This is a genomic window from Chryseobacterium suipulveris (genome assembly GCF_022811685.1).
Lineage (GTDB): Bacteria > Bacteroidota > Bacteroidia > Flavobacteriales > Weeksellaceae > Kaistella > Kaistella suipulveris.
In genome coordinates, this window is sequence record NZ_CP094532.1 from 2,798,717 (window position 1) to 2,818,558 (window position 19,842).

Here is a 19,842-nt window from a genome sequence, read left to right on the forward strand (position 1 = left end):
TTAAAAAAATATCCCGCTATGGTTAAAGAATTTGTGGATGTATTGGTAGTTGGAGCCGGTCCGTCCGGATGCGTATCTTCAGCTTGGCTGCAGCAAAACGGTGTGAAAGTGAAGGTGGTCGAAAAAGCTAAATTCCCACGATTCGTCATCGGAGAAAGCTTAATTCCGCGAGTGATGGATCATTTCGAAGAAGCGGGACTTTTCCCGGCATTGGATGAGATGGGTTTTGAGAAGAAATTAGGGGCGCGATTTTTAAGGGGCGATCAGGTTTGTAATTTTAACTTTAGCGACAAGTTTGGTGAAGGTTGGGACTGGACTTGGCAGGTTCCCCGTGCTGATTTCGATGATACTTTGGCTAAAGCCGCCATTTCAAAAGGTGTGGATATCGAGTTTGAAACAGAACTCACCGATATTAAATTCAACGGTACAGATTCGGTTTCAACCGTGAAAAACAAAAATGGCGATACTAAAGAAATCCACGCGAAATTCGTGATCGACTCCAGCGGATACGGAAGAGTTCTACCGCGACTTCTCGACTTAGAGAAACCCTCAAAACTCGATCCGCACTCTGCAATTTTTACCCACGTGAAAGACGATACGCGAGTTCCGGGACAGGAAGGGACATTGATTACTTTCGACGTTTTGCAGACGAAAGTTTGGCTATGGGTCATTCCTTTTTCCAATGGAAATACGAGCATCGGTATTGTAGGACCAACTGATTTTATCGAAGGACTTTCCGAAAGTGGTGATAATACAGAAGCGCTGCGAAACGCAATCAACCAATCCGATTACTACCGCGATCGCTATCTGAATTCGGAATTTCTTTTTGAGCCGAGAAAACTCACCAATTATTCCTGTTCTGTGAAAAAACTTTACGGCGACGGATTTGCATTAACCGGAAACGCTTCGGAATTCCTGGATCCCGTTTTTTCTTCGGGAATGGCCTTTGCAACTGAAGGCGGAATGCTTGCCGCAAAACTTGCAAAACGGCAGATCGAGGGAGAAACCGTCGATTGGGAGAAAGATTTTAAGGAATATATTCTTTACGGCGTCGATGTTTTCTCGACCTATGTGCAGGAATGGTACACCGGAAATCTGCAAACATTATTCTTCCACCAACCGGAAAATCCTGAGGTGAAGAAAAAAATCTGTGCGGTTTTGGCGGGATACGTTTGGAATAAGGAAAATCCGTATGTGAAAAAGCACAAGAATGCCATTCGGAATATCGCCAAACTTCTTGAGGAAAATAAGTCGGTGGATTTTTAGCGATCCGCGCGAGTTATTTCTTTAAGTTTTTGCTGATTTCTTTCATCAGCAGTTTCCCGGTTTTCTGGTAAGCAAGCGCGACTCTGCCGTACTCCATGACCAGGTTTCTGCCTTTTGCGCCAATTCCGTCAATCTTATCGCCTTCCAGCTTGAGCAGGACTTGTGTCGGATTATCGGTTTCCACAAACTTCAATACCGAAGTAAGTTTTGCGGGCTGCATCATCATACCGCCGTACCAACCGGGATAAAGCCACTTGGTTTCCACGATCAGCGTGTACTTTGAGGGAAGGTCTTTACCAAAAACGATATTTTTCATCGGGCTTAATCCTTTTGCAAAGTCATCGGCGAACCGGGTTTTGTTTTGCTGCCAATCTTCGCTCCACTTCTTCCATTCGTCTTCGTTTTTTGGATTTCCATCCAGAATATCTCTTTTTCGGTTTTCCAGGTATTGCTCTTCGGTGAGATTTTCCGCCATCATTTTCATATCGTCAAAAGTAACCTTTACATTGACTTCTTTCTGACCTTTCAAGAAATCGAAACTTCCAGAAACAACATTTAGCTTTTGTGCGGAAATCATTACCGATAAAGCGGCAAATACAAGAAGAAGTGATTTTTTCATTTTAGTAATTTTTGTCGCGCAAATCTATAAAATTAATCGGTTTTCTACTTAACGCATGGTGCACTTCCCTGAAAAGCTCTTCGTGGGTGCAAACCTCGATTTCGGGTGAAACCCTGATCTTCGCGCGAAAGTGGTCTTTCACTTCTTTGATAAATTTCTCCGATTCGTCTTTGCAGCTGACTTTCACCAGTATTTCATCCATCCCTACCTTATCTTTCCTAATAATGATTTGATAACAGGAAATCCCCTGATAAGAACGGAGCAGATCACTCAGAACTGGCGGATAAAGCGTCGTTCCTTTGTATTTAATCATCTGTTGTTTTCGCCCGATTACCGGACCGAGCCGCATCGTTGTTCTGCCGCATTCACATGGTTCGTAGTGCGGCTTTACGATATCTCCCGTCCTGAATCTCAGCAGCGGAATTGCTTCAACTCCTAAAGTTGTGATGACCAGTTCGCCGCTTTCACCTTCTTTGACGGGGTTTTGGTCATCATCCAGAATCTCAGTAATGATCAGCTCCGGATGGTGATGCCCACCTTTTTGAAATTCACATTCGGTAAAGGCGGTACTCATTTCAGTGGAGGCATACGTTGAAAACAGTTTGATGTTCCACTTTTCAGCAATTTTTTTTGAAAGTTCCGAGTCGGTGAAATCCTGTTCGCGCAAGCTTTCACCAATGCAAACCGCGCCGTAAACGGATGAATTCTGATAGTCAATTCCGTGATTTTCAGCGTACTCGATCATTTTCAGAAGAAATGACGGAACGGTAATCAACCATTTCGGTCGGTAACGCAAAATGCTGTCCCACTGAAGTTCAGGAATTCCGGGTCCCATTCGGATGACTCCTGCTCCCATTTTTCGTAAACCAAGAAAATAAGCCATTCCTGCCATAAACCGCTTGTCGATGGTGGTCATCATCTGTACCAAATCACCTTTTTCTATTCCTGCACAGGCAAAAGAAATCGCCTCATTATAAGCAAGCCGTTCCAAATCTTGGTCTGAAAGTCCGAAAGTGACCGGATCGCCGAGTGTGCCGGAAGTTGTGCTGTAATCCACAATTCTATCCGTGGGAACACAGAAGAAATCGAGGTTGTTTTTCTGAAGGTCGTCTTTGGAAGTGGTGGGTAATTTTGAAAGGTTTTCCAATGTTTTAATCGCCGAAATATCAATTTGATTCTCTGCAAAAAGCTTTTGGTAGAAGTCGGAATTTTCTTTTAAATAAGTTAGAAGTTCCCGCAGTTTCTGCTCCTGAAAAGATTTGATTTCTTCTTTGGAGGCGTATTCTATGGATGGTTTAAGGTTCAAAGTGTCAGAATTTTTTTTAAAAAAATTATTGAAGCAAATATTCGTGAAGCGGAACCAACTCTATTGTTTTTCCATCGACATCAAATGAATCCTTCTGGTCAAAAGTAACTATTTTTCCTTTCGGTTCGTCGAAAAAATTCAGCGCATCGAGCAACCCGTCGAATTCGCGCTTCATATTGTCGGCGGTTATTTCGTAGCACGACTGAACGACTTGTGCTGCTTTTCCCTTTTCTATCGCCACAAAATCACACTCTTTTTTTTCATTAAAGTAATAGATTTCCTGATATTTTCTTCTCAAATGAAGGTAAACCGCATTCTCCAAACGCCTTCCTTTTTCTTCGGTAAAAACGATGGAATTATGGGTGAAAAGTCCCAAATCGATGACATAAACTTTCCTCGGATTCCGGATTTGCGTTTTAACGGAATAACTGAATTTCGGGAGGAACTGAACGATATATGAATTTTCCAAATGTGAAAAATAATCAGTGATAGCGCTCACAGATTTCAGTCCAAACAAATCCTTCATTTTGGTTGCTGAAACCGGTTTTCCGATATTCGAGATTAAATACACCGTCAACTGAAACAGCGAATTCACATCACGGATTCCATATCTCACGGCGATATCGCGATTCAAAACATCGATTAAAAGTCGCTGCAGAACCAATCCGTTTCCTGTGATTAGAAATTCAGGAAAACCACCATCGGCAAGATATTTTTCGGTTGCAGAACTACTGCTTTCCAATTCTTTGAATTTTAAAAACTCGGAAAAAGAAAATGGCAAGAGTTCATATGGGAGATTTCTTCCGGTAAGTTTTGTTCCTAATTCGCGGCTCATCAATGAAGCATTAGAACCTGTAACAACAACTTTATAACCTTCGTCTAATTTTTGCCGAACATAGAGTTCCCAACCTTCAAATATCTGTATTTCATCAAAAAAAAGTTGCTTTACATTTCTTTCTTTGATGATGGAATCCAAGCGCTGAAAGTCGGTCATTTCAAAACCTGCCAATCTCGGGTCTTCAAAATTCAGAAAAAGAGAATTTTCAAGATTTTTGTTCATCAACTGAAGCATCATTGTGCTTTTTCCGGCTCTTCGAACACCCGTGATCAGGATAACAAAATTATCATACACCTCGATTTCATTTAGTTTTTCTCTTTCCAAACCGAGTTTTTTATCAAAAAATATTTCATTTTGATAATCGATAACTTCCATTAACTGACTCTCTGTTAGCATAATACTAATTTTATTCATTACAAATGTACATTTTTATTTGATACTATCAAATATTTTCGTTCGTTACTATCAAATAATATTGTAGTTTAATAACAAATACAATCTTTCATTTATAACGAAAACCTTTATCCATCAGTAACAAACAATATCTTCCATTTTAAATGAAAGTAATTTTTCACATTCATTAAGAGCCTGTTTAAATTTTACCAAATAAACCTGAATTTGTTTTCCCCAACCCTAAAAGGAGCAAATTCAGGTTTATTTGGAAGGAAATTTTCCTCCCTTTAGGAACGGGGTAAAGAAAATTTCCGATATAATTTTTTTTTGAATAAAATTTAAACAAGCTCTAAACAAGGTATTTCAAACAAAAACCTCTTAGAAAATCAGTGAAATTTTCCTTAAAATTCCTTATATTCGCACTCTTAAAATTTGCAACAGAACAGTTTGAAAATGAAGAAGTTTAACGAATACAAAAACCTTGATTTAACCGCAGTTGCCGACGGAGTTTCCAAATTTTGGAACGAAAACGACACCTTCAGAAAATCGGTTGAAATCCGTGAAGGACAACCGGAATATGTATTTTACGAAGGGCCGCCTTCCGCAAACGGAATGCCGGGAATTCATCACGTAATGGCGAGAGCGATTAAGGATATTTTCTGCCGTTTTCAGACGCAGAACGGTAAAAAAGTATTCAGAAAAGCAGGTTGGGACACTCACGGTTTGCCAATAGAACTGGGCGTTGAGAAAGAATTGGGCATCACCAAAGAAGACATCGGAACCAAAATTTCCGTTGAAGATTACAATAAAGCCTGTCGTGAAGCCGTAATGCGCTACACCGACGTTTGGAACGACCTGACCGAAAAAATTGGTTATTGGGTGGATTTGGATGATCCTTACATCACCTACGAACCAAAATATATGGAAACCGTTTGGTGGTTGCTGAAACAACTCTACGACAAAGGGTTGCTTTACAAAGGTTACACCATTCAACCATATTCTCCAAAAGCGGGAACCGGACTTTCCTCGCACGAACTGAATCAGCCTGGAACTTACCGCGATGTGAGCGATACGACGATTGTTGCACAGTTTAAGGTGAAAAAATTGTCTGAAGCTTTAAACAAAAAACTAGGGGCAGGAAGCACAGAAGCATGCGACATTGCAGAACATACTTGTGGTGGTGCGATGCACTGGGCAGAATTTGATAAAGAAAAAGAAGAGCCAATCCACATTTTAGCGTGGACGACCACTCCTTGGACACTTCCTTCAAACACAGCACTTGCAGTTGGTCGCGACATCGAATATGTTTTAGTAAAAACCTTTAACCAATATACTTTCGAGCCAATTAATATTGTTTTGGCAAGAGTTCTTTTGGTGAAAAATTTCGGTAAAAAATATGTTGAAGGAACAGAAGAAGATTTCAAAAATTACACTTCCGAAAGCAAAACGATTCCTTACCAAATTTTAGCAGAATTTACCGGTGAAGATTTAGCCGGAACTGAATACGAACAACTGATTCCGTGGTTTTTGCCAAATGAAACTCCTGAGCAAGCGTTCAGAGTAATTGTTGGCGATTTCGTAACAACAGAAGACGGAACCGGAATCGTGCATATTGCGCCGACTTTTGGTGCGGATGACGCGCGTGTTGCGAAAGAAAACGGCGTTCCTCCGATGTTGGTGAAAGATGAAAACGATAATCTTGTTCCGCTTGTTGACCTTCAGGGAAAATTTTTGAAAGGTGAAAATGTTCCGGAAGTTTTCAGTGGAAAATACATCAAAAACGAATATTACGATGACGGAATTGCTCCTGAGAAATCTTGGGATGTGGAACTCGCCATTCTCTTAAAAACTGAAAACAAGGCATTTAAGGTTGAGAAATACGTCCACTCTTATCCGCATTGCTGGAGAACGGACAAGCCGGTTCTTTACTATCCGTTGGATTCGTGGTTTGTGAAAATGACCGACAAACGTCAGCGTTTGGTTGAACTGAACGAAACCATCAACTGGAAACCGAAATCCACCGGTGAAGGTCGTTTTGCAAACTGGTTGGAAAATGTAAACGACTGGAATCTTTCCCGTTCAAGATATTGGGGAATTCCTTTGCCAATCTGGAGAACGGATGATTTCAAAGAAGAAAAAATTATCGGTTCAGTTGAAGAATTAATTTCAGAAATTAATATATCAATCACTGCAGGTGTAATGTCCGAAAATCCGTTCAAAAATTTTGAAATCGGCAATATGTCGGCGGAAAACTATGCGGAGATTGATTTGCATAAAAATATTGTGGACCAAATTGTCCTCGTTTCCGATTCAGGAAAACCGATGAAACGCGAAAACGACCTGATTGACGTTTGGTTCGATTCCGGTTCTATGCCGTATGCACAACTTCATTATCCTTTTGAAAATAAGGAAATGATTGATGAAGGACACGCTTTCCCAGCAGATTTCATTGCGGAAGGTGTTGACCAAACCCGCGGTTGGTTCTATACGCTTCACGCGATTGCGACGGCAGTTTTCGATTCGGTTGCATATAAAAATGTGGTTTCCAATGGTTTGGTTTTAGATAAGAACGGACAGAAAATGTCGAAACGTCTTGGAAATGCAGTTGATCCGTTTGAAACTTTGGCAAAATACGGTCCCGATGCAACACGTTGGTATATGATTTCCAATGCCAATCCGTGGGAAAACCTGAAATTTGATGTTGAGGGAATTGATGAAGTTCGCCGAAAATTCTTCGGAACATTGTATAATACTTATTCATTTTTCGCACTTTATGCCAATGTTGACGGTTTTAAATACGAAGAAAAGGATGTGGAAAACCGTCCGGAAATCGACCGTTGGATTCTTTCTGAACTGAATCTTTTAATTAAAGAAGTAAAAGAATTTTACGAAGATTATGAGCCAACAAAAGTGGCGAGAGCAATCAATACTTTCGTTAATGACAATTTAAGTAACTGGTATGTAAGACTTTGCCGCCGCCGTTTTTGGAAAGGCGATTACACGGAGGACAAAATTTCTGCATATCAGACTTTATACACCTGCTTGGAAACCGTTGCAAAACTTTCTGCACCGATTGCGCCTTTCTTTATGGATCAATTATTCCAGGATTTGAATGCAGTGACTGGAAAAGAATCGAAGGTTTCTGTTCACTTAACGGATTTCCCGACTGCGGATGAAAGCAAAATCGATACAGATTTGGTGGAGAAAACGCATTTGGCTCAAACCATTACTTCAATGGTATTTTCATTAAGAAAGAAAGAAAACATCAAAGTTCGCCAACCGTTGCAAAAAGTGATGATTCCGGTTTTGGATAAAAAAACAGAGGAGCAGATTTTAGCAGTTTCTGAACTGATTAAACAGGAAGTGAATGTGAAAGAATTACAGTTAATTAATGCTGAAGAAGCGGCTCATTTAATTGTAAAACAGATCAAACCGAATTTCAAAACTTTGGGTGCAAAACTCGGAAAAGATATGAAAGCAGTTGCCGCAGAAATCATTTCAATGAACTCTGAGCAAATTGCAAACCTTGAAAAAGAAGGAACAATGACCATTGCCGGACACGAAATCGGGCTTGAAGATGTGGAAATTTTCACCAAAGATATTCCGGGATGGACGGTGACGAGTGAAGGAAAAATCACTGTGGCACTGGATTTGACACTGACTGACGATTTGAAATCTGAGGGAATTGCAAGGGAATTTATCAATAGAATTCAGAACTTGAGAAAAGACAAAGATTTTGAGTTAACTGACAGAATCTCAATTCAGTTGGAAGAAAATTCACCTTTTGAGAAAGAACTTATCAACAATAGTCAATATATTTCAGCCGAAGTATTGTCGGATAAAATAGAAATCGTATCTTCCCTCTCAATTTTTGACGAAATCGAAATTGACGAAGTGAAATTTAAAGTAAATGTAACCAAAGTTTGACGTGGTTTGAAATTGTTTGAAAAGGTTTGAAATTGTTATTTGAACCGAAAAATCAAACAAAATCAAACATTCAAATAAAATCAAACATAAGAAGAAATGGCAGAAGACAGACAAAGATACAGCGACAGTGATCTACAGGAGTTCAAGAGGGTAATCCTCGAGAAAATCGCGAAGGCAGAAAAAGATTTGGCACTAATCAACGAAAGTTTCCTGAACGACCAGAATAACGGAACCGACGATACTTCCCCAACTTTCAAGGCATTCGAGGAAGGAGCAGAAACATTGAGCAAGGAGCAGAACGCGATTTTGGCGGGACGACAGGAGAAATTCCTGCGTGATCTGCGCAATGCATTAATCCGCATCGAAAACAAAACCTACGGAATCTGTAGAGTTACGGGAAAACTCATCCCGAAAGAACGCTTGATGGCAGTTCCACACGCAACTTTGAGTATTGAGGCGAAAAATATGCAGCGATAATTATAGACACGAGATGTCAGATTTCAGACATCAGACTTTTTTGTAATTTGAAGTTAAATCGCATTCGATATCTAAAATTTATTAAAATGGACAATGCTTCAACATCTTTAGGTAAACTGAATCCGCTTCAACTTGAGATTCTGAAACTTTTTTCGAGAAATTTAGATGAAAAAGATTTGAAGGAAATCAAAAAATTGATTGTGAGATATCTTGCGGAAAAAGCAATACATCAAGCCGATAAAATTTGGGAAAAAAATAATTGGACAGATAAGGACATGGAGCGAATGCTTCTGAGGGAAGAAAGAACGCCATACAATCCCAAAAATTAACATCAGTTGAAAGTCGTTTTAGATACCAATGTTTTATTGATTGCCGTTTCACGAAAATCTAGATTTCATAAAATTTTCAGTTCTTTAGTTGACGGCGAATATACAATCTGCATTACCGATGACATTCTTTTCGAGTATGAAGAAATATTGAAAAAATATTTGGATGGTGTAGTTGCTGAATCCATTATGGAGATTTTTGAAAATGCGCAAAACGTAATTTGGATCAATAAATATTTTAAATGGAATCTGATTACCGAAGATCCGGACGACAATAAATTTGTGGATTGTGCTATCGCTTGAGGAGCACAATTTTTAGTAAGTACCGATAAGCATTTCAATATTTTAAAGAAAATAAAATTTCCGAAAGTGGATGTCGTAAAAGCCGAAGATTTCTTAAAAACATTAAAGTAACAATGAACACTTTAATTATAATCCTTCTTGTTATCGTAATTTTTGGATATTTTTTCAGGAAAGAAATCAAAGAGAAGATCGCGCCCGACAAAGAAAAGAATTATACGATCGACGATAAATTTAATTCCGAAAAACGGGAGAAGGAAAAGGAAATTGATGAAATTTTGAGCAAGATTGGGAAGAACGGACTTGACGATTTAAGCGAAAAGGATCGAAAAAGACTGGATGAATTGTCAAAGAAATAAGAAAATAAACAGTTTTTCGCTAAATGCCACATAGAAAGAAACCGCATAAGTTATACACAATAGAATATGGAATCACTTATCGTTCACCCCAAAAACCAAATGGAACTCAACGCCCTGAAAAGTATGTTAAAGGAAATGGGCATCAAGTTTGAAAAATTTCATACCCGAAATACCAAAACAGACAGCAAGCCATTTGTAAAAAAAGAGACGAAACCTAAAAAATAAAAACAGACACGAGACGGAAAGACAAGAGAAACGAGACTTCAATAGTCTCCAATCTCCAATCTCCAAATCTCCAATCTCATTATGAAGAAAATCGCATTTGTAACATTCATCATTTTATTAATAGACCAAGTTTCAAAATTCTACATCAAAACCAACTTTCAGTTAGGCGAAAGCGTGGATGTTTTCCCAGGTTTCAAGCTGACTTTCGTCGAGAATCCGGGAATGGCGTATGGTTTTCATTTCGGGGGCTTGATCGGGAAGTATTTTCTGGTTATCGTGCGGATCTTTCTCATCGGAGGAATGGTCTATCTCTTTAGAAAATGGCTCAAAGAAGGCATTCACGGCAATTACCTGCTGATTCCGATGGCGATGATTTTTGCAGGTGCAATCGGAAACCTCATCGACGGAATGTTTTACGGACTGATTTTCGACAGTGGAACCGTTTACGACGAAAGTATCGGCAGATGGATCGATTACGGCGGTGTTTCCAAAGTGGTTCCTTTTGGCGAAGGATACTCGCATTTTATGAAGGGCTGCGTTGTCGATATGCTGCATTTCCCACTTGTTGACTGGAATGTTCCGGAGAACTTTCCCCTTATCGGCGGAAAACATATTGAGTTCTTCAAATATATTTTTAATGTGGCAGATTCGGCGATCACAGTTGGTGCCGCTTTGCTTTTGATTTTCAGAAAGAAAGCGTTTCCGAATGGGTTTGATTTCTAGAATAGATGTCAGATTTCAGACACCAGATTTCAGACTGATGAATATTCTAAGAGCCTGTTTAAATTTTATTCAAAAAAAAATTATATCGGAAATTTTCTTTACCCCGTCCCTAAAGGGAGGAAAATTTCCTTCCAAATAAACCTGAATTTGCTCCTTTTAGGGTTGGGGAAAACAAATTCAGGTTTATTTGGTAAAATTTAAACAGGCTCTAAGAAAAATATTTCTGTTATTCCTGATACTTTCTGTATTGGGAATTGTTTTTGTAACAGGTGCGAATTATCTTGTTGAAAATAGTACAGCGGATTATGTAACTGCGGATATTTCCAAACTGCCCAACGAAAAAGTCGGTTTGGTTTTGGGAACAAGTGAAAAAACCGATAGAGGTTACACCAATTATTATTTCAAATACCGTATCGACGCCGCAGAACAGCTTTACAAATCAGGAAAAGTGAAGTACCTGATTGTAAGTGGTTACAACTCCGTACATCATTACAACGAACCCGAAGACATGATGAATGCACTGATTGCAAGAGGAATTCCGAAAGATCATATTTTTCAGTATTTCGCAGGTTTCCGGACTCTGGATTCGGTGATTCGGGCAGAGAAAATCTTTGGTCAGAAATCGTTCATCATTATTTCTCAAAAATTTCATAATCAAAGAGCAGTTTATCTTGCCAGAAAAAATAATATTGACGCATACGGTTTCAACGCGAAAGATGTCAACAACAATTCGAGACTAAAAATCAAAATCCGTGAATATTTTGCAAGAGCGAAGGTTTTCGTGGATTTTGCTCTGGGTATAAAACCCAAGTTTGGTGGTGAGAAAGTAATGATTCCTTAAAAAAACTAAACTTCAGCAAATTGTCTGAAGTTTTTCTTTTCGCTATTTTTGCAAATCTAAACCTCAATCTTTACTTCATCCTCAAAGTATGTCACGAATCCTCACAGGAATACAGGCAACGGGAACGCCGCATTTGGGAAACCTTTTGGGAGCGATTATTCCCGCTATCGAACTTTCTAAAAAATCTGAAAACGAATCGTTTCTTTTCATCGCCAATATGCATTCTTTAACACAAATTAAAAATGCTGAAGAACTGAAACTGAACACCTATCAGATTGCCGCGGCTTGGCTCGCAATGGGATTGGACACCGAGAAAACCTATTTTTACAGACAGAGCGATATTCCTGAAGTTTGTGAATTGTCGTGGTATTTGTCTTGTTTTTTTCCGTATTCGAGGTTGCAGTTGGCGCACTCTTTTAAAGATAAAGCCGACCGCTTGGAAGATGTGAATGCCGGGCTTTTTACCTATCCGGTTTTGATGGCGGCAGATATTTTACTTTACGATGCAGAAGTTGTTCCTGTAGGAAAAGACCAATTACAGCACTTGGAAATGGCGCGAGATATGGGTGCGAGATTTAATAATCAAATGGGTGAAGTTTTTGTTTTGCCGGGAGCGGAATTACAGAAAGACACGATGTATGTTCCCGGAACTGACGGACAGAAAATGTCGAAATCCAGAGGAAATATCATCAATATCTTCTTGCCCGAAAAGCAATTGAAAAAACAGATTATGGGAATCGAAACCGATTCGAAAACGCTGGAAGAGCCAAAAGATCCGTCAACAGACAAGGTTTTTGCAATCTACGAACTCATGGCCACTCCTGAACAGACTGAAATCTTGAGACAAAAATATCTCGCAGGAAATTTCGGTTACGGACACGCGAAAACAGAATTGTTGAATTTAATTTTAGAAAAATTCAAAACCGAAAGAGAAAAATTCGACTACTACATGAACAACTTGCCAGAACTGGATGCCAAACTTTTTGAGGGCGCAGAAAAAACCAGAAAAGTTGCGGTTGCAACTTTGAAAAGAGTAAGGGAAAGTTTGGGAATGTAACCCAAGTTTATCACAAGTAAAAAAGCATCCTTTCGTGGATGCTTTTTAGTTTTATTCAATTTCTTCGTCCGATTCAATCGTGAACGAGCGGGACTTAAAGTCTTTGTCGTGTTTCTCAGAGATTACGTCCTCCCCTTTCTGACTGATGATGAAATCCGTAGATTCCTTAAACATCTCTTCGAAACTCTTGAAATCTTCCTTGTAGAGATAGATTTTGTGTTTCTCGAAAGTCGCCTCACCATTCTCGCCGAAGTTCTTTTTGCTTTCGGTAATCGTCAGATAGTAATCCCCCGCTTTCGTCTCGCGCACATCAAAGAAATATGTTCTTCTTCCTGCCTTCAACACCTTTGTGAAAATTTCGTTTTCGTGGCGTTCCTTGTAATCACTCATTTGTAGCTAAATTTTGAAATCTTATAAAAACAAATATAAAAGATTTCTTTTAATTGCAAAATTATTTTTTAACTTTTTGTTAAGAAAATTGAATTATCGATAACGATTCTACATTTTAGGCAGATTCAATATTTTCTATCGGGGTGAGATTCAATATTTTATCTGCACGTTTTGCGCTTGATTCGCGGTGAGTGATGATGATGGAAGTGCAGCTCTGGATCTCGTTTTCGATGTTTTGCAGGATGTTTTCTTCAGTTTCGGTATCTAAAGCGGAAAGCGAATCGTCAAAAATCAGGATTTTTGGTTGCTTGATCAAAGCTCTTGCAATAGCGATTCGCTGTTTCTGACCTCCGGAAAGCATCACTCCACGTTCGCCGACCATCGTTTTGTACTGGTCTTTGAACTCCACGATATTCTTGTGTACATCGGCTTTTTTCGCATATTCCTCCACGAGTTCTATACTTGGTTGATCGATCGCGAAACCGATATTATTTTCAATCGTGTCAGAAAAAAGGAAACTTTCCTGCGGAATATAACCAATGTAGTTTCGGTAGTTATCGAGATTGTGCTCTTTCAGATTTTTACCGTCGATGAAGATTTCGCCTTCAGTTGGATCAATTAATCGAGCGAGCAAAAGTGCAATGGTAGATTTCCCGCTTCCCGTTTTTCCCATTATCGCCAAAGATTTACCGGCTTCAATTTTAAAGCTGAGATTTTCCAGCGCCCTGATTCCCGTATTCGGGTAAGTATAGGAAACATTTCGGAATTCGATATCGCCCTTAATCGGATAAATTTCGTGGTTGTGGTTAATGATTTCGGTCTTCATATCGAGAAACTCGTTGATTCTCGCCATCGAAGCTTCCGCTCTCTGATTCACGGAGGTTACCCAACCCACCATCGAAAACGGCCAAATCAGAATATTGATGTAGAGGAAGAAATCTGCGATTTTACCAACAGAAAGCTCGTTCGACATATATTTTTGTCCACCGATCAAAAGGATGACGACATTCAACAATCCGATCACAAACAAAATGATGGTGAAAAAATACGCCTCAGTTTTCGCCAAATCGAGGGCTTTATCCTGATAATCCTTCACCTTGATCCCGTAATTTTTCTCGATATACTTTTCTTTTGCAAAGAACTTAATGACGCGGATTCCCGAAAAACTGTCCTGCACGAAGGTCGAAATCGCCGACTGGCTTTTCTGCATAATCTTCGATTTCCTGTTGATGATGGAGCTTACTTTGTAGATCACAAACGAAAGCAGCGGCAGCGGAAGCAGCGACCAAAGCGTCATCGAAACATTGGTGTTGAGCATATAGATACTCGTGATAATGAGCAATACCAGGAGATTCACCACATACATCACACCTGGACCGAGGTACATTCTCACTGCAACCACGTCCTCGCTGAGTCGGTTCATCAAATCCCCGATCGTCGTTTTCTTGAAGTCGGTGAGCGAAAGTTCCTGGTAATGGTTGTAGATTTTGTTTTTCAGTTGGTACTCAATTCTTCTGGAAGCAACGATAATGGTTTGCCGCATCATAAAGGTGAAAAATCCCGTAAGTAACGATGACCCCACGATAATTCCCACATACATCAGGACTTCCTTGTTGAATCCGAGTTTTTCGGTCTGCGAAATCGCATCCACCGATTTCCCAACAAACTGAACTTTGTAAATATTAAAGAAATTACTCGCAACAATGAACAGGAATCCCCAAAACAGCAGGATGCGGTGTTTCCAGAAAGAAGGATTGAGGGTTTTAAGGGCGTTCATAACTTTTTCACTGCAAAAATAAGAAAATGAAAATGGTTTGATCGGATTTGTTTGTTTGAATTCTTTTCAAAAACATCTCTAATACGTATTAAATTATTATATTTGTTCGTATAAAATATAAAATAGGTGGATGCGAAACTGACTTTAAAGCTAAAAGAATCTGTGATCGAGCGCGCTAAGAGATATGCTTCCGACAGGAAAACGAGTTTGTCACGACTGATTGAGAATTACTTGGACTCGTTGACAAGTGACTCGACTCCGGATTTCGAAATTTCCCCCTTTGTGAAAAGTATCGCGACTGGAAAAAGTGTTCCGCTTGATGTGGAAAAAAAGAACAATAATGACGACTACATTCAGTATCAGGATCAAAAACACCGATAATGCAAAAGCTATTTTTAGACACCAACATCGTGGTAGATTTTCTCGGTGAACGCGAAGAAGTTTATCGATCTGCAGCCAGAGTGATGACTTTGGCGGATCAAAAGAAAATCAAAATCTTCACCACCTCCAATACGATTTCCACGAGTTATTATTTGCTGTCGAAATATGAAAGTCCGAAAGCTGCGCTGGAAAAAATCAGAAAATTCAAGGTGCTTTGCTCGGTTTCTGCAATGAGCGACGAAGTGATTGATAAGGCGATTGCCTCCGATTTCAAAGATGTTGAAGATGCGATCCAGTATTTTAGCGCAATTGCAACCCATTGCGACCTGATTATCACGAGGAACGGCAAGGATTTCAAAAACGCGTTGATTCCCGTGATGAATGCCGAAAGTTTTCTGCAAACTTTGAAATAGTTTTGCTCCTAAACCGTTCTATCCAGACTTATTTTCTACGTCAGATTCTTCCCGTCGTATCGGTGATCTGCTTTTCTTTGTATTGAGAATCAGATACTTTCCCGAAATTATATTTTATTCCAACAGAAAAAGTTGGCATATTTCCGTAAAATGTTCCTTTCGTTACAATTTTGGCTTTAGCGGATAAACTTTGTTTTCTTAAAACTGTGAATGATTTAAATAAACCTTTGCGATGAATATTCACAAAATTTGTTGCCACGAATGCACGAATATTTCTTTTAAGAACCGCATTAATTTCGACCTCGGAGATTTTTGTGTAAAGAGAATTTCACCATTTTCTTATCTCACAGATTTCGCGGATTTTTTAATTAATGTTTGTTGCCTCGAAATCGAAGATTCGATGGAGTCAATGCACGAATGATTCTTTTACATTTGGCTTAAAAATTTGATTTCAAAAAACTAAAGTTTCCTCCGTCTTCCAACTTCATTCTTCCCTCCTTCATTCCAACTTTTTCATTATCTTTGCCCGCATAAAAAGTTCTTTGAAATGTTAGGAAGAAGACAAATTCGTGAAAAAGTGGTGGGATCACTTTATTCTTACCACCAAAACCCCATCAAATACGATGTTCTCGAGAAAAATATGTTTACCGAAATCGAGAAAATCTACAACCTCTACATTTACCAGCTTAATTTTTTGGTTGCCCTGAAACATTTGGCGGAAAAGCAGATTGAAATCGGCAAGAACAAATACATCAAAACCGAGGACGAAATCAATCCCAACCAAAAATTCATCAACAACCAGATCCTGAAAAAAATTGAGGAAAACGACGAACGGCTTTCCTTTACCTCGAAACACCAGGAACTGAAATGGGAACTCCACGACGACTTGCTTGTAAAGACTTTCCAAAGGATGAAGGCAGGAAAAAGATACCAGGACTTTATGCAGGAAGAAGGGTATTCTTTCGAGGAAGACCAAAAATTTATCGGGAAACTTTTCCTTCGATATATTGCTGAAAACGAGGATTTTCACGAGCATCTTGAGGAAAAGGAAATGAGTTGGGGCGACGATTTCCATATCTCGAACTCGATGATCCAAAAAACCATCGGATTTTTCAGGGAAAACGAACCGAGCCACACTTTGATCAAGATGATTAAAGATGACGAGGACCGCGAATTTGCATCAAAACTTTTGAAACAATCCCTCAATCATTGGGAAGAAAGCGAAGAGAAAGTGAAAGTACGCCTCGAAAACTGGGACTTGGAAAGGATTTCACTCATCGACAAAATCATCCTGATCGCTGCAATTACCGAACTCGACTATTTCCCACTGACTCCAGGAAGAGTGATTATCAACGAATATATCGAGATTTCTAAAGTTTTCTCGACGGATCGTTCCAACATTTTCATTAATGGAATTTTAGACAAATACACTAAAGAAATAAATCGTAACTAAATATGAAAAATTTAATTAAAGTATTACCACTCGCTGCAGCAATGACTTTGATGAGCTGCAAAAAAGACCAGAAAGCAGACCAACTAATCACCGAGGAAGAAACTGCAATTGTGGCACCAACACCGCCAACTCAGGAAGAAATGGTAACCGAAGCGCAGTCGAAACCATTGACGACTTTGGCACTTTCTGAATCAAATTTTGAGTTCGGAAAGGTGAAGAAAGGCGAACATGTTGAACATGTTTACGAAGTAACCAACACGGGAAAAAACCCCCTGATCATTTCGCAGGTAAAACCTGGATGTGGCTGTACTGCGCCTGACTACACAAAAGACCCGATCCTTCCTGGACAAAAAGGACAGATTACGCTGAAGTTTGATTCCACCAACTTCGATGGATTGGTCAACAAACAGGCGGAAGTTTACGCTAATGTAGAAACAGCTCCTGTCGTGATTTCTTTCACTGCAGACGTTCAACCTAAATAATGCAAAAATGAAATTTTTTACCGCGTCCCTAAAGGGTGAAGAATTTCATTTTTGATTAACAGCATTTAATCAAATAGTTAATTTTAAACAAAAAAGAATGATTACCATATTTTTACAGGCATCTCAACCGGACTCGATGATGCCGACGCTTCTGATGATGGGCGCAATGTTCGTGGGATTTTATTTCCTGATGATCCGTCCGCAGATGAGAAAACAGAAACAGGAAAAAAACTTCCAAGATAATCTGAAAGTTGGAAGCAGAGTTGTAACGACTTCGGGACTTCACGGAAGAATCGCTCAAATCCAAGACGACGGAGTGGTGATCGAAACCCTTTCCGGAAAACTGAAATTTGAGAAAGCAGCAATTTCGAGAGAATTTACACAGCAAAGATTCCCAGATTCTGCAACAGACGAAAAGAAATAATTCAAACTGAATAATACGAAAAAGCAACCTGATCGAGGTTGCTTTTTTGTGAAGAAGAGTCATAAAACTCCCAAATAAAATTTGTTTGACCGAGAGAAAGGAGTCAATCTTTTGTGACTTTGTGGTTTTAGATTTTACGAAAAAATCAGAATCAGCAAACTCGCGACAAATATCCTGAAAATCGTCACCAGCGGATACACCTGCGCATAACTTTGAATCGGAATATCAGAATCCAGATAATTGGTACTGAACGAAAGTGCGGCGGGATCGGTATAGCTTCCGCTCATAATTCCAGCGAGTTGCAGGAAATTGATCTTCATAAAAAACCTTCCGATAATCACCATAATAATTAATGGAATAAAGGTGATCGCCGAACCAAAAAGCAACCAGTTCCAGCCGTTGTACTTCACGAAATTTTCATAGAATCCGTCTCCCGCGTGAATTCCGACCGCGGCAAAAAACAGACAGATCCCAAAATCCTTCATAAAATAAATCGCACCATTGTTGATATAGGAATGGATGAACGAAATTCCGCCATATCTCGAAATAAGAAGTGCAACAATCAGCGGTCCTGCTGCGAAACCGAGCTTGATCGGAACAGGAAGACTTGGAATCACAATCGGAATCGAACCCAAAATCACACCCAAAAGAAGACCACCAAAAAGGGAGAGAAAATCGGGCTCCAACAGTTTTTTTTCAGAGTTTCCGATGATTTTTTCGACTTCGGCAATGGCTTCGTCGGAACCGATGACCCGCAATTTATCGCCGTAGAAAAGTTCGAGAGACGGTCTCGGCAAAATTTCGCGACCTGCACGGAAAACTCTCGTCACCTTTAAATCGTAAGTATTGAACAAGTCGAGTTCAGCCAAGTTTTTATGGATCGCAGATTCTTTGGTCACGAAAATATTTTTCTTCCGTACATCCGAATCCGATTCGATAAATTGGTCAGTTGAAGGACGACCCACTTTTGCGATGAATTCGGCCAGGTCTTTTTCAAGTCCGACCAGCATCAACACATCTCGTTCACGCAGTTCCATATCGAGTGTCGGCGATTTCACCGCTTCACTTCCGCTGTGTTTAAGTCGGGAAATCACTATTTCTTTTCCCAATTCTTTCGTCACCTGATGGATGGTTTTTCCAAAGAATTCAGGATTGGTCACCCTCATTTTTTTGTGGGTTAAAGGCAGTTCGCGGTTAATCTTCGACATTCTGAACTTCTTCATTTCCTCATCGCTGTTGATTCGCAGAAGAAATTTTGTAAAGATGATCGTCCCAATAATTCCGAAAACACCGAGTGGATAAGTAATGGCGTAACCGATGGTGGGATCGTTAAAAACCCTGTCTGGAAAAGAGTTTTTGATTTCCTCAATCGTATTTTTCGCTGCTCCCAATCCAGGAGTGTTGGTCACGGAACCACTCATTATTCCGACCAGGTCTTCAATTTTTAGACCTGTAAGTTTGTACAGAACAATCGTGACCACGCCACCCAAAAGCACGGTGGAAACTGCAAGGATATTGAACTTTAATCCCTCATTTCGAAAAGATGAAAAAAACGACGGACCCACTTGAAGTCCGATTCCGTACACAAACAAAATCAAACCGAAATCTCTGATAAAATCGAGAATTCCTGGCTGAATTCGATAACCGAAATGTCCCAGAATCAATCCCGTAAACATTACCGCGGAAACTCCGAAAGTGATCTTCCCCAACTTGAGTCGCCCAAAAAATATTCCCGTACCAATTGCAAGCATAATGGCGACAATGGATTGCGTAACGGTCGGATTTTCAACAGGAAACAGCAGCGCTTTTAACCATTCGAACATAGCGAGAAATTTTTATGCAAAATTACAGCTAAAAATAGTGAT

21 protein-coding genes are annotated in these 19,842 nt (G+C 39.6%); 15 read left to right on the forward strand and 6 right to left on the reverse strand.

The window, feature by feature from the left end:
• Positions 1-18: 18 nt before the first annotated feature.
• Positions 19-1,266, forward strand: coding sequence for an NAD(P)/FAD-dependent oxidoreductase (locus tag MTP09_RS13235; RefSeq protein WP_243548876.1), 1,248 nt, complete (start codon positions 19-21; stop codon positions 1,264-1,266).
• Between the two features lie 13 nt (positions 1,267-1,279).
• Here the strand turns inward: MTP09_RS13235 and MTP09_RS13240 are convergent, their stop codons facing one another.
• The 3 genes from MTP09_RS13240 to MTP09_RS13250 are packed head-to-tail and all read right to left on the reverse strand — an operon-like array spanning position 1,280 to position 4,425.
• A complete protein-coding gene (locus MTP09_RS13240) occupies positions 1,280-1,885 on the reverse strand; it encodes a hypothetical protein (RefSeq protein WP_243548878.1) in 606 nt (201 codons plus the stop codon).
• A gap of 1 nt (position 1,886) precedes the next feature.
• Positions 1,887-3,191: a phenylacetate--CoA ligase family protein gene (locus tag MTP09_RS13245; RefSeq protein WP_243548879.1), complete on the reverse strand. Its 1,305-nt coding sequence runs from the start codon at positions 3,189-3,191 to the stop codon at positions 1,887-1,889.
• A 25-nt stretch (positions 3,192-3,216) separates the two neighbouring features.
• Positions 3,217-4,425 carry an ATP-binding protein gene (locus MTP09_RS13250; protein WP_243548881.1) on the reverse strand — a complete coding sequence of 403 codons (1,209 nt, stop codon included), beginning with the start codon at positions 4,423-4,425 and terminating at the stop codon, positions 3,217-3,219.
• 450 nt (positions 4,426-4,875) lie between these two features.
• Between MTP09_RS13250 and ileS the strand changes: the two genes are divergently transcribed.
• From ileS to trpS, 9 genes are all read left to right on the forward strand, one after another.
• Positions 4,876-8,349, forward strand: coding sequence for an isoleucine--tRNA ligase (gene ileS, locus MTP09_RS13255; RefSeq protein WP_243548883.1), 3,474 nt, complete (start codon positions 4,876-4,878; stop codon positions 8,347-8,349).
• A 96-nt stretch (positions 8,350-8,445) separates the two neighbouring features.
• Complete coding sequence (locus MTP09_RS13260; RefSeq protein WP_243548885.1) at positions 8,446-8,826, forward strand: TraR/DksA family transcriptional regulator; 381 nt, start codon at positions 8,446-8,448, stop codon at positions 8,824-8,826.
• An 86-nt stretch (positions 8,827-8,912) separates the two neighbouring features.
• The gene (locus MTP09_RS13265; RefSeq protein WP_243548887.1) at positions 8,913-9,155 is read left to right on the forward strand and encodes a hypothetical protein; all 243 of its coding nucleotides are present in this window, start codon (positions 8,913-8,915) and stop codon (positions 9,153-9,155) included.
• A gap of 6 nt (positions 9,156-9,161) precedes the next feature.
• On the forward strand, positions 9,162-9,455 hold the full coding sequence (locus MTP09_RS13270) for a putative toxin-antitoxin system toxin component, PIN family (RefSeq protein ID WP_243548888.1): 294 nt from the start codon (positions 9,162-9,164) through the stop codon (positions 9,453-9,455).
• 113 nt (positions 9,456-9,568) lie between these two features.
• Positions 9,569-9,811, forward strand: a complete 243-nt coding sequence (locus MTP09_RS13275; protein WP_243548889.1) for a DUF6576 domain-containing protein — start codon at positions 9,569-9,571, stop codon at positions 9,809-9,811.
• A gap of 66 nt (positions 9,812-9,877) precedes the next feature.
• The gene (locus MTP09_RS13280) at positions 9,878-10,036 is read left to right on the forward strand and encodes a DUF2683 family protein (protein WP_243548890.1); all 159 of its coding nucleotides are present in this window, start codon (positions 9,878-9,880) and stop codon (positions 10,034-10,036) included.
• An 81-nt stretch (positions 10,037-10,117) separates the two neighbouring features.
• Positions 10,118-10,759: a lipoprotein signal peptidase gene (locus tag MTP09_RS13285; protein ID WP_243548891.1), complete on the forward strand. Its 642-nt coding sequence runs from the start codon at positions 10,118-10,120 to the stop codon at positions 10,757-10,759.
• A gap of 253 nt (positions 10,760-11,012) precedes the next feature.
• Positions 11,013-11,600 carry a vancomycin high temperature exclusion protein gene (locus MTP09_RS13290; protein ID WP_396022261.1) on the forward strand — a complete coding sequence of 196 codons (588 nt, stop codon included), beginning with the start codon at positions 11,013-11,015 and terminating at the stop codon, positions 11,598-11,600.
• An 88-nt stretch (positions 11,601-11,688) separates the two neighbouring features.
• Positions 11,689-12,657 carry a tryptophan--tRNA ligase gene (gene trpS, locus MTP09_RS13295; RefSeq protein ID WP_243548894.1) on the forward strand — a complete coding sequence of 323 codons (969 nt, stop codon included), beginning with the start codon at positions 11,689-11,691 and terminating at the stop codon, positions 12,655-12,657.
• 51 nt (positions 12,658-12,708) lie between these two features.
• On the opposite strand, the gene MTP09_RS13300 is transcribed toward trpS, so the two are convergent.
• Together MTP09_RS13300 and MTP09_RS13305 are read right to left on the reverse strand one after the other, a co-directional pair.
• Complete coding sequence (locus MTP09_RS13300) at positions 12,709-13,047, reverse strand: DUF3276 family protein (RefSeq protein WP_243548899.1); 339 nt, start codon at positions 13,045-13,047, stop codon at positions 12,709-12,711.
• Positions 13,048-13,162: 115 nt separating this feature from the next.
• Positions 13,163-14,824 carry an ABC transporter ATP-binding protein gene (locus MTP09_RS13305; RefSeq protein WP_243548901.1) on the reverse strand — a complete coding sequence of 554 codons (1,662 nt, stop codon included), beginning with the start codon at positions 14,822-14,824 and terminating at the stop codon, positions 13,163-13,165.
• A 126-nt stretch (positions 14,825-14,950) separates the two neighbouring features.
• On the opposite strand from MTP09_RS13305, the gene MTP09_RS13310 reads away from it, so the two are divergent.
• The 5 genes from MTP09_RS13310 to yajC all read left to right on the forward strand — a co-directional run bounded on the left by MTP09_RS13310 (position 14,951) and on the right by yajC (position 17,977).
• A complete protein-coding gene (locus MTP09_RS13310) occupies positions 14,951-15,205 on the forward strand; it encodes a DUF6364 family protein (RefSeq protein WP_243548903.1) in 255 nt (84 codons plus the stop codon).
• The gene (locus MTP09_RS13315; protein WP_243548905.1) at positions 15,205-15,618 is read left to right on the forward strand and encodes a type II toxin-antitoxin system VapC family toxin; all 414 of its coding nucleotides are present in this window, start codon (positions 15,205-15,207) and stop codon (positions 15,616-15,618) included. Before MTP09_RS13310 ends, MTP09_RS13315 begins: the two co-directional genes overlap by 1 nt.
• Before the next feature lie 547 nt (positions 15,619-16,165).
• Positions 16,166-17,071, forward strand: coding sequence for a transcription antitermination factor NusB (gene nusB / locus MTP09_RS13320; protein ID WP_243548907.1), 906 nt, complete (start codon positions 16,166-16,168; stop codon positions 17,069-17,071).
• Between the two features lie 2 nt (positions 17,072-17,073).
• Positions 17,074-17,553, forward strand: coding sequence for a DUF1573 domain-containing protein (locus MTP09_RS13325; protein WP_243548909.1), 480 nt, complete (start codon positions 17,074-17,076; stop codon positions 17,551-17,553).
• 97 nt (positions 17,554-17,650) lie between these two features.
• Positions 17,651-17,977, forward strand: a complete 327-nt coding sequence (yajC, locus tag MTP09_RS13330) for a preprotein translocase subunit YajC (protein ID WP_243548911.1) — start codon at positions 17,651-17,653, stop codon at positions 17,975-17,977.
• 134 nt (positions 17,978-18,111) lie between these two features.
• Here yajC and MTP09_RS13335 read toward each other — a convergent pair whose 3' ends face one another.
• Positions 18,112-19,800 (reverse strand): putative transporter, encoded by a 1,689-nt coding sequence (locus MTP09_RS13335; protein WP_243548913.1) that lies wholly within the window; start codon positions 19,798-19,800, stop codon positions 18,112-18,114.
• Between the last annotated feature and the right edge of the window lie 42 nt (positions 19,801-19,842).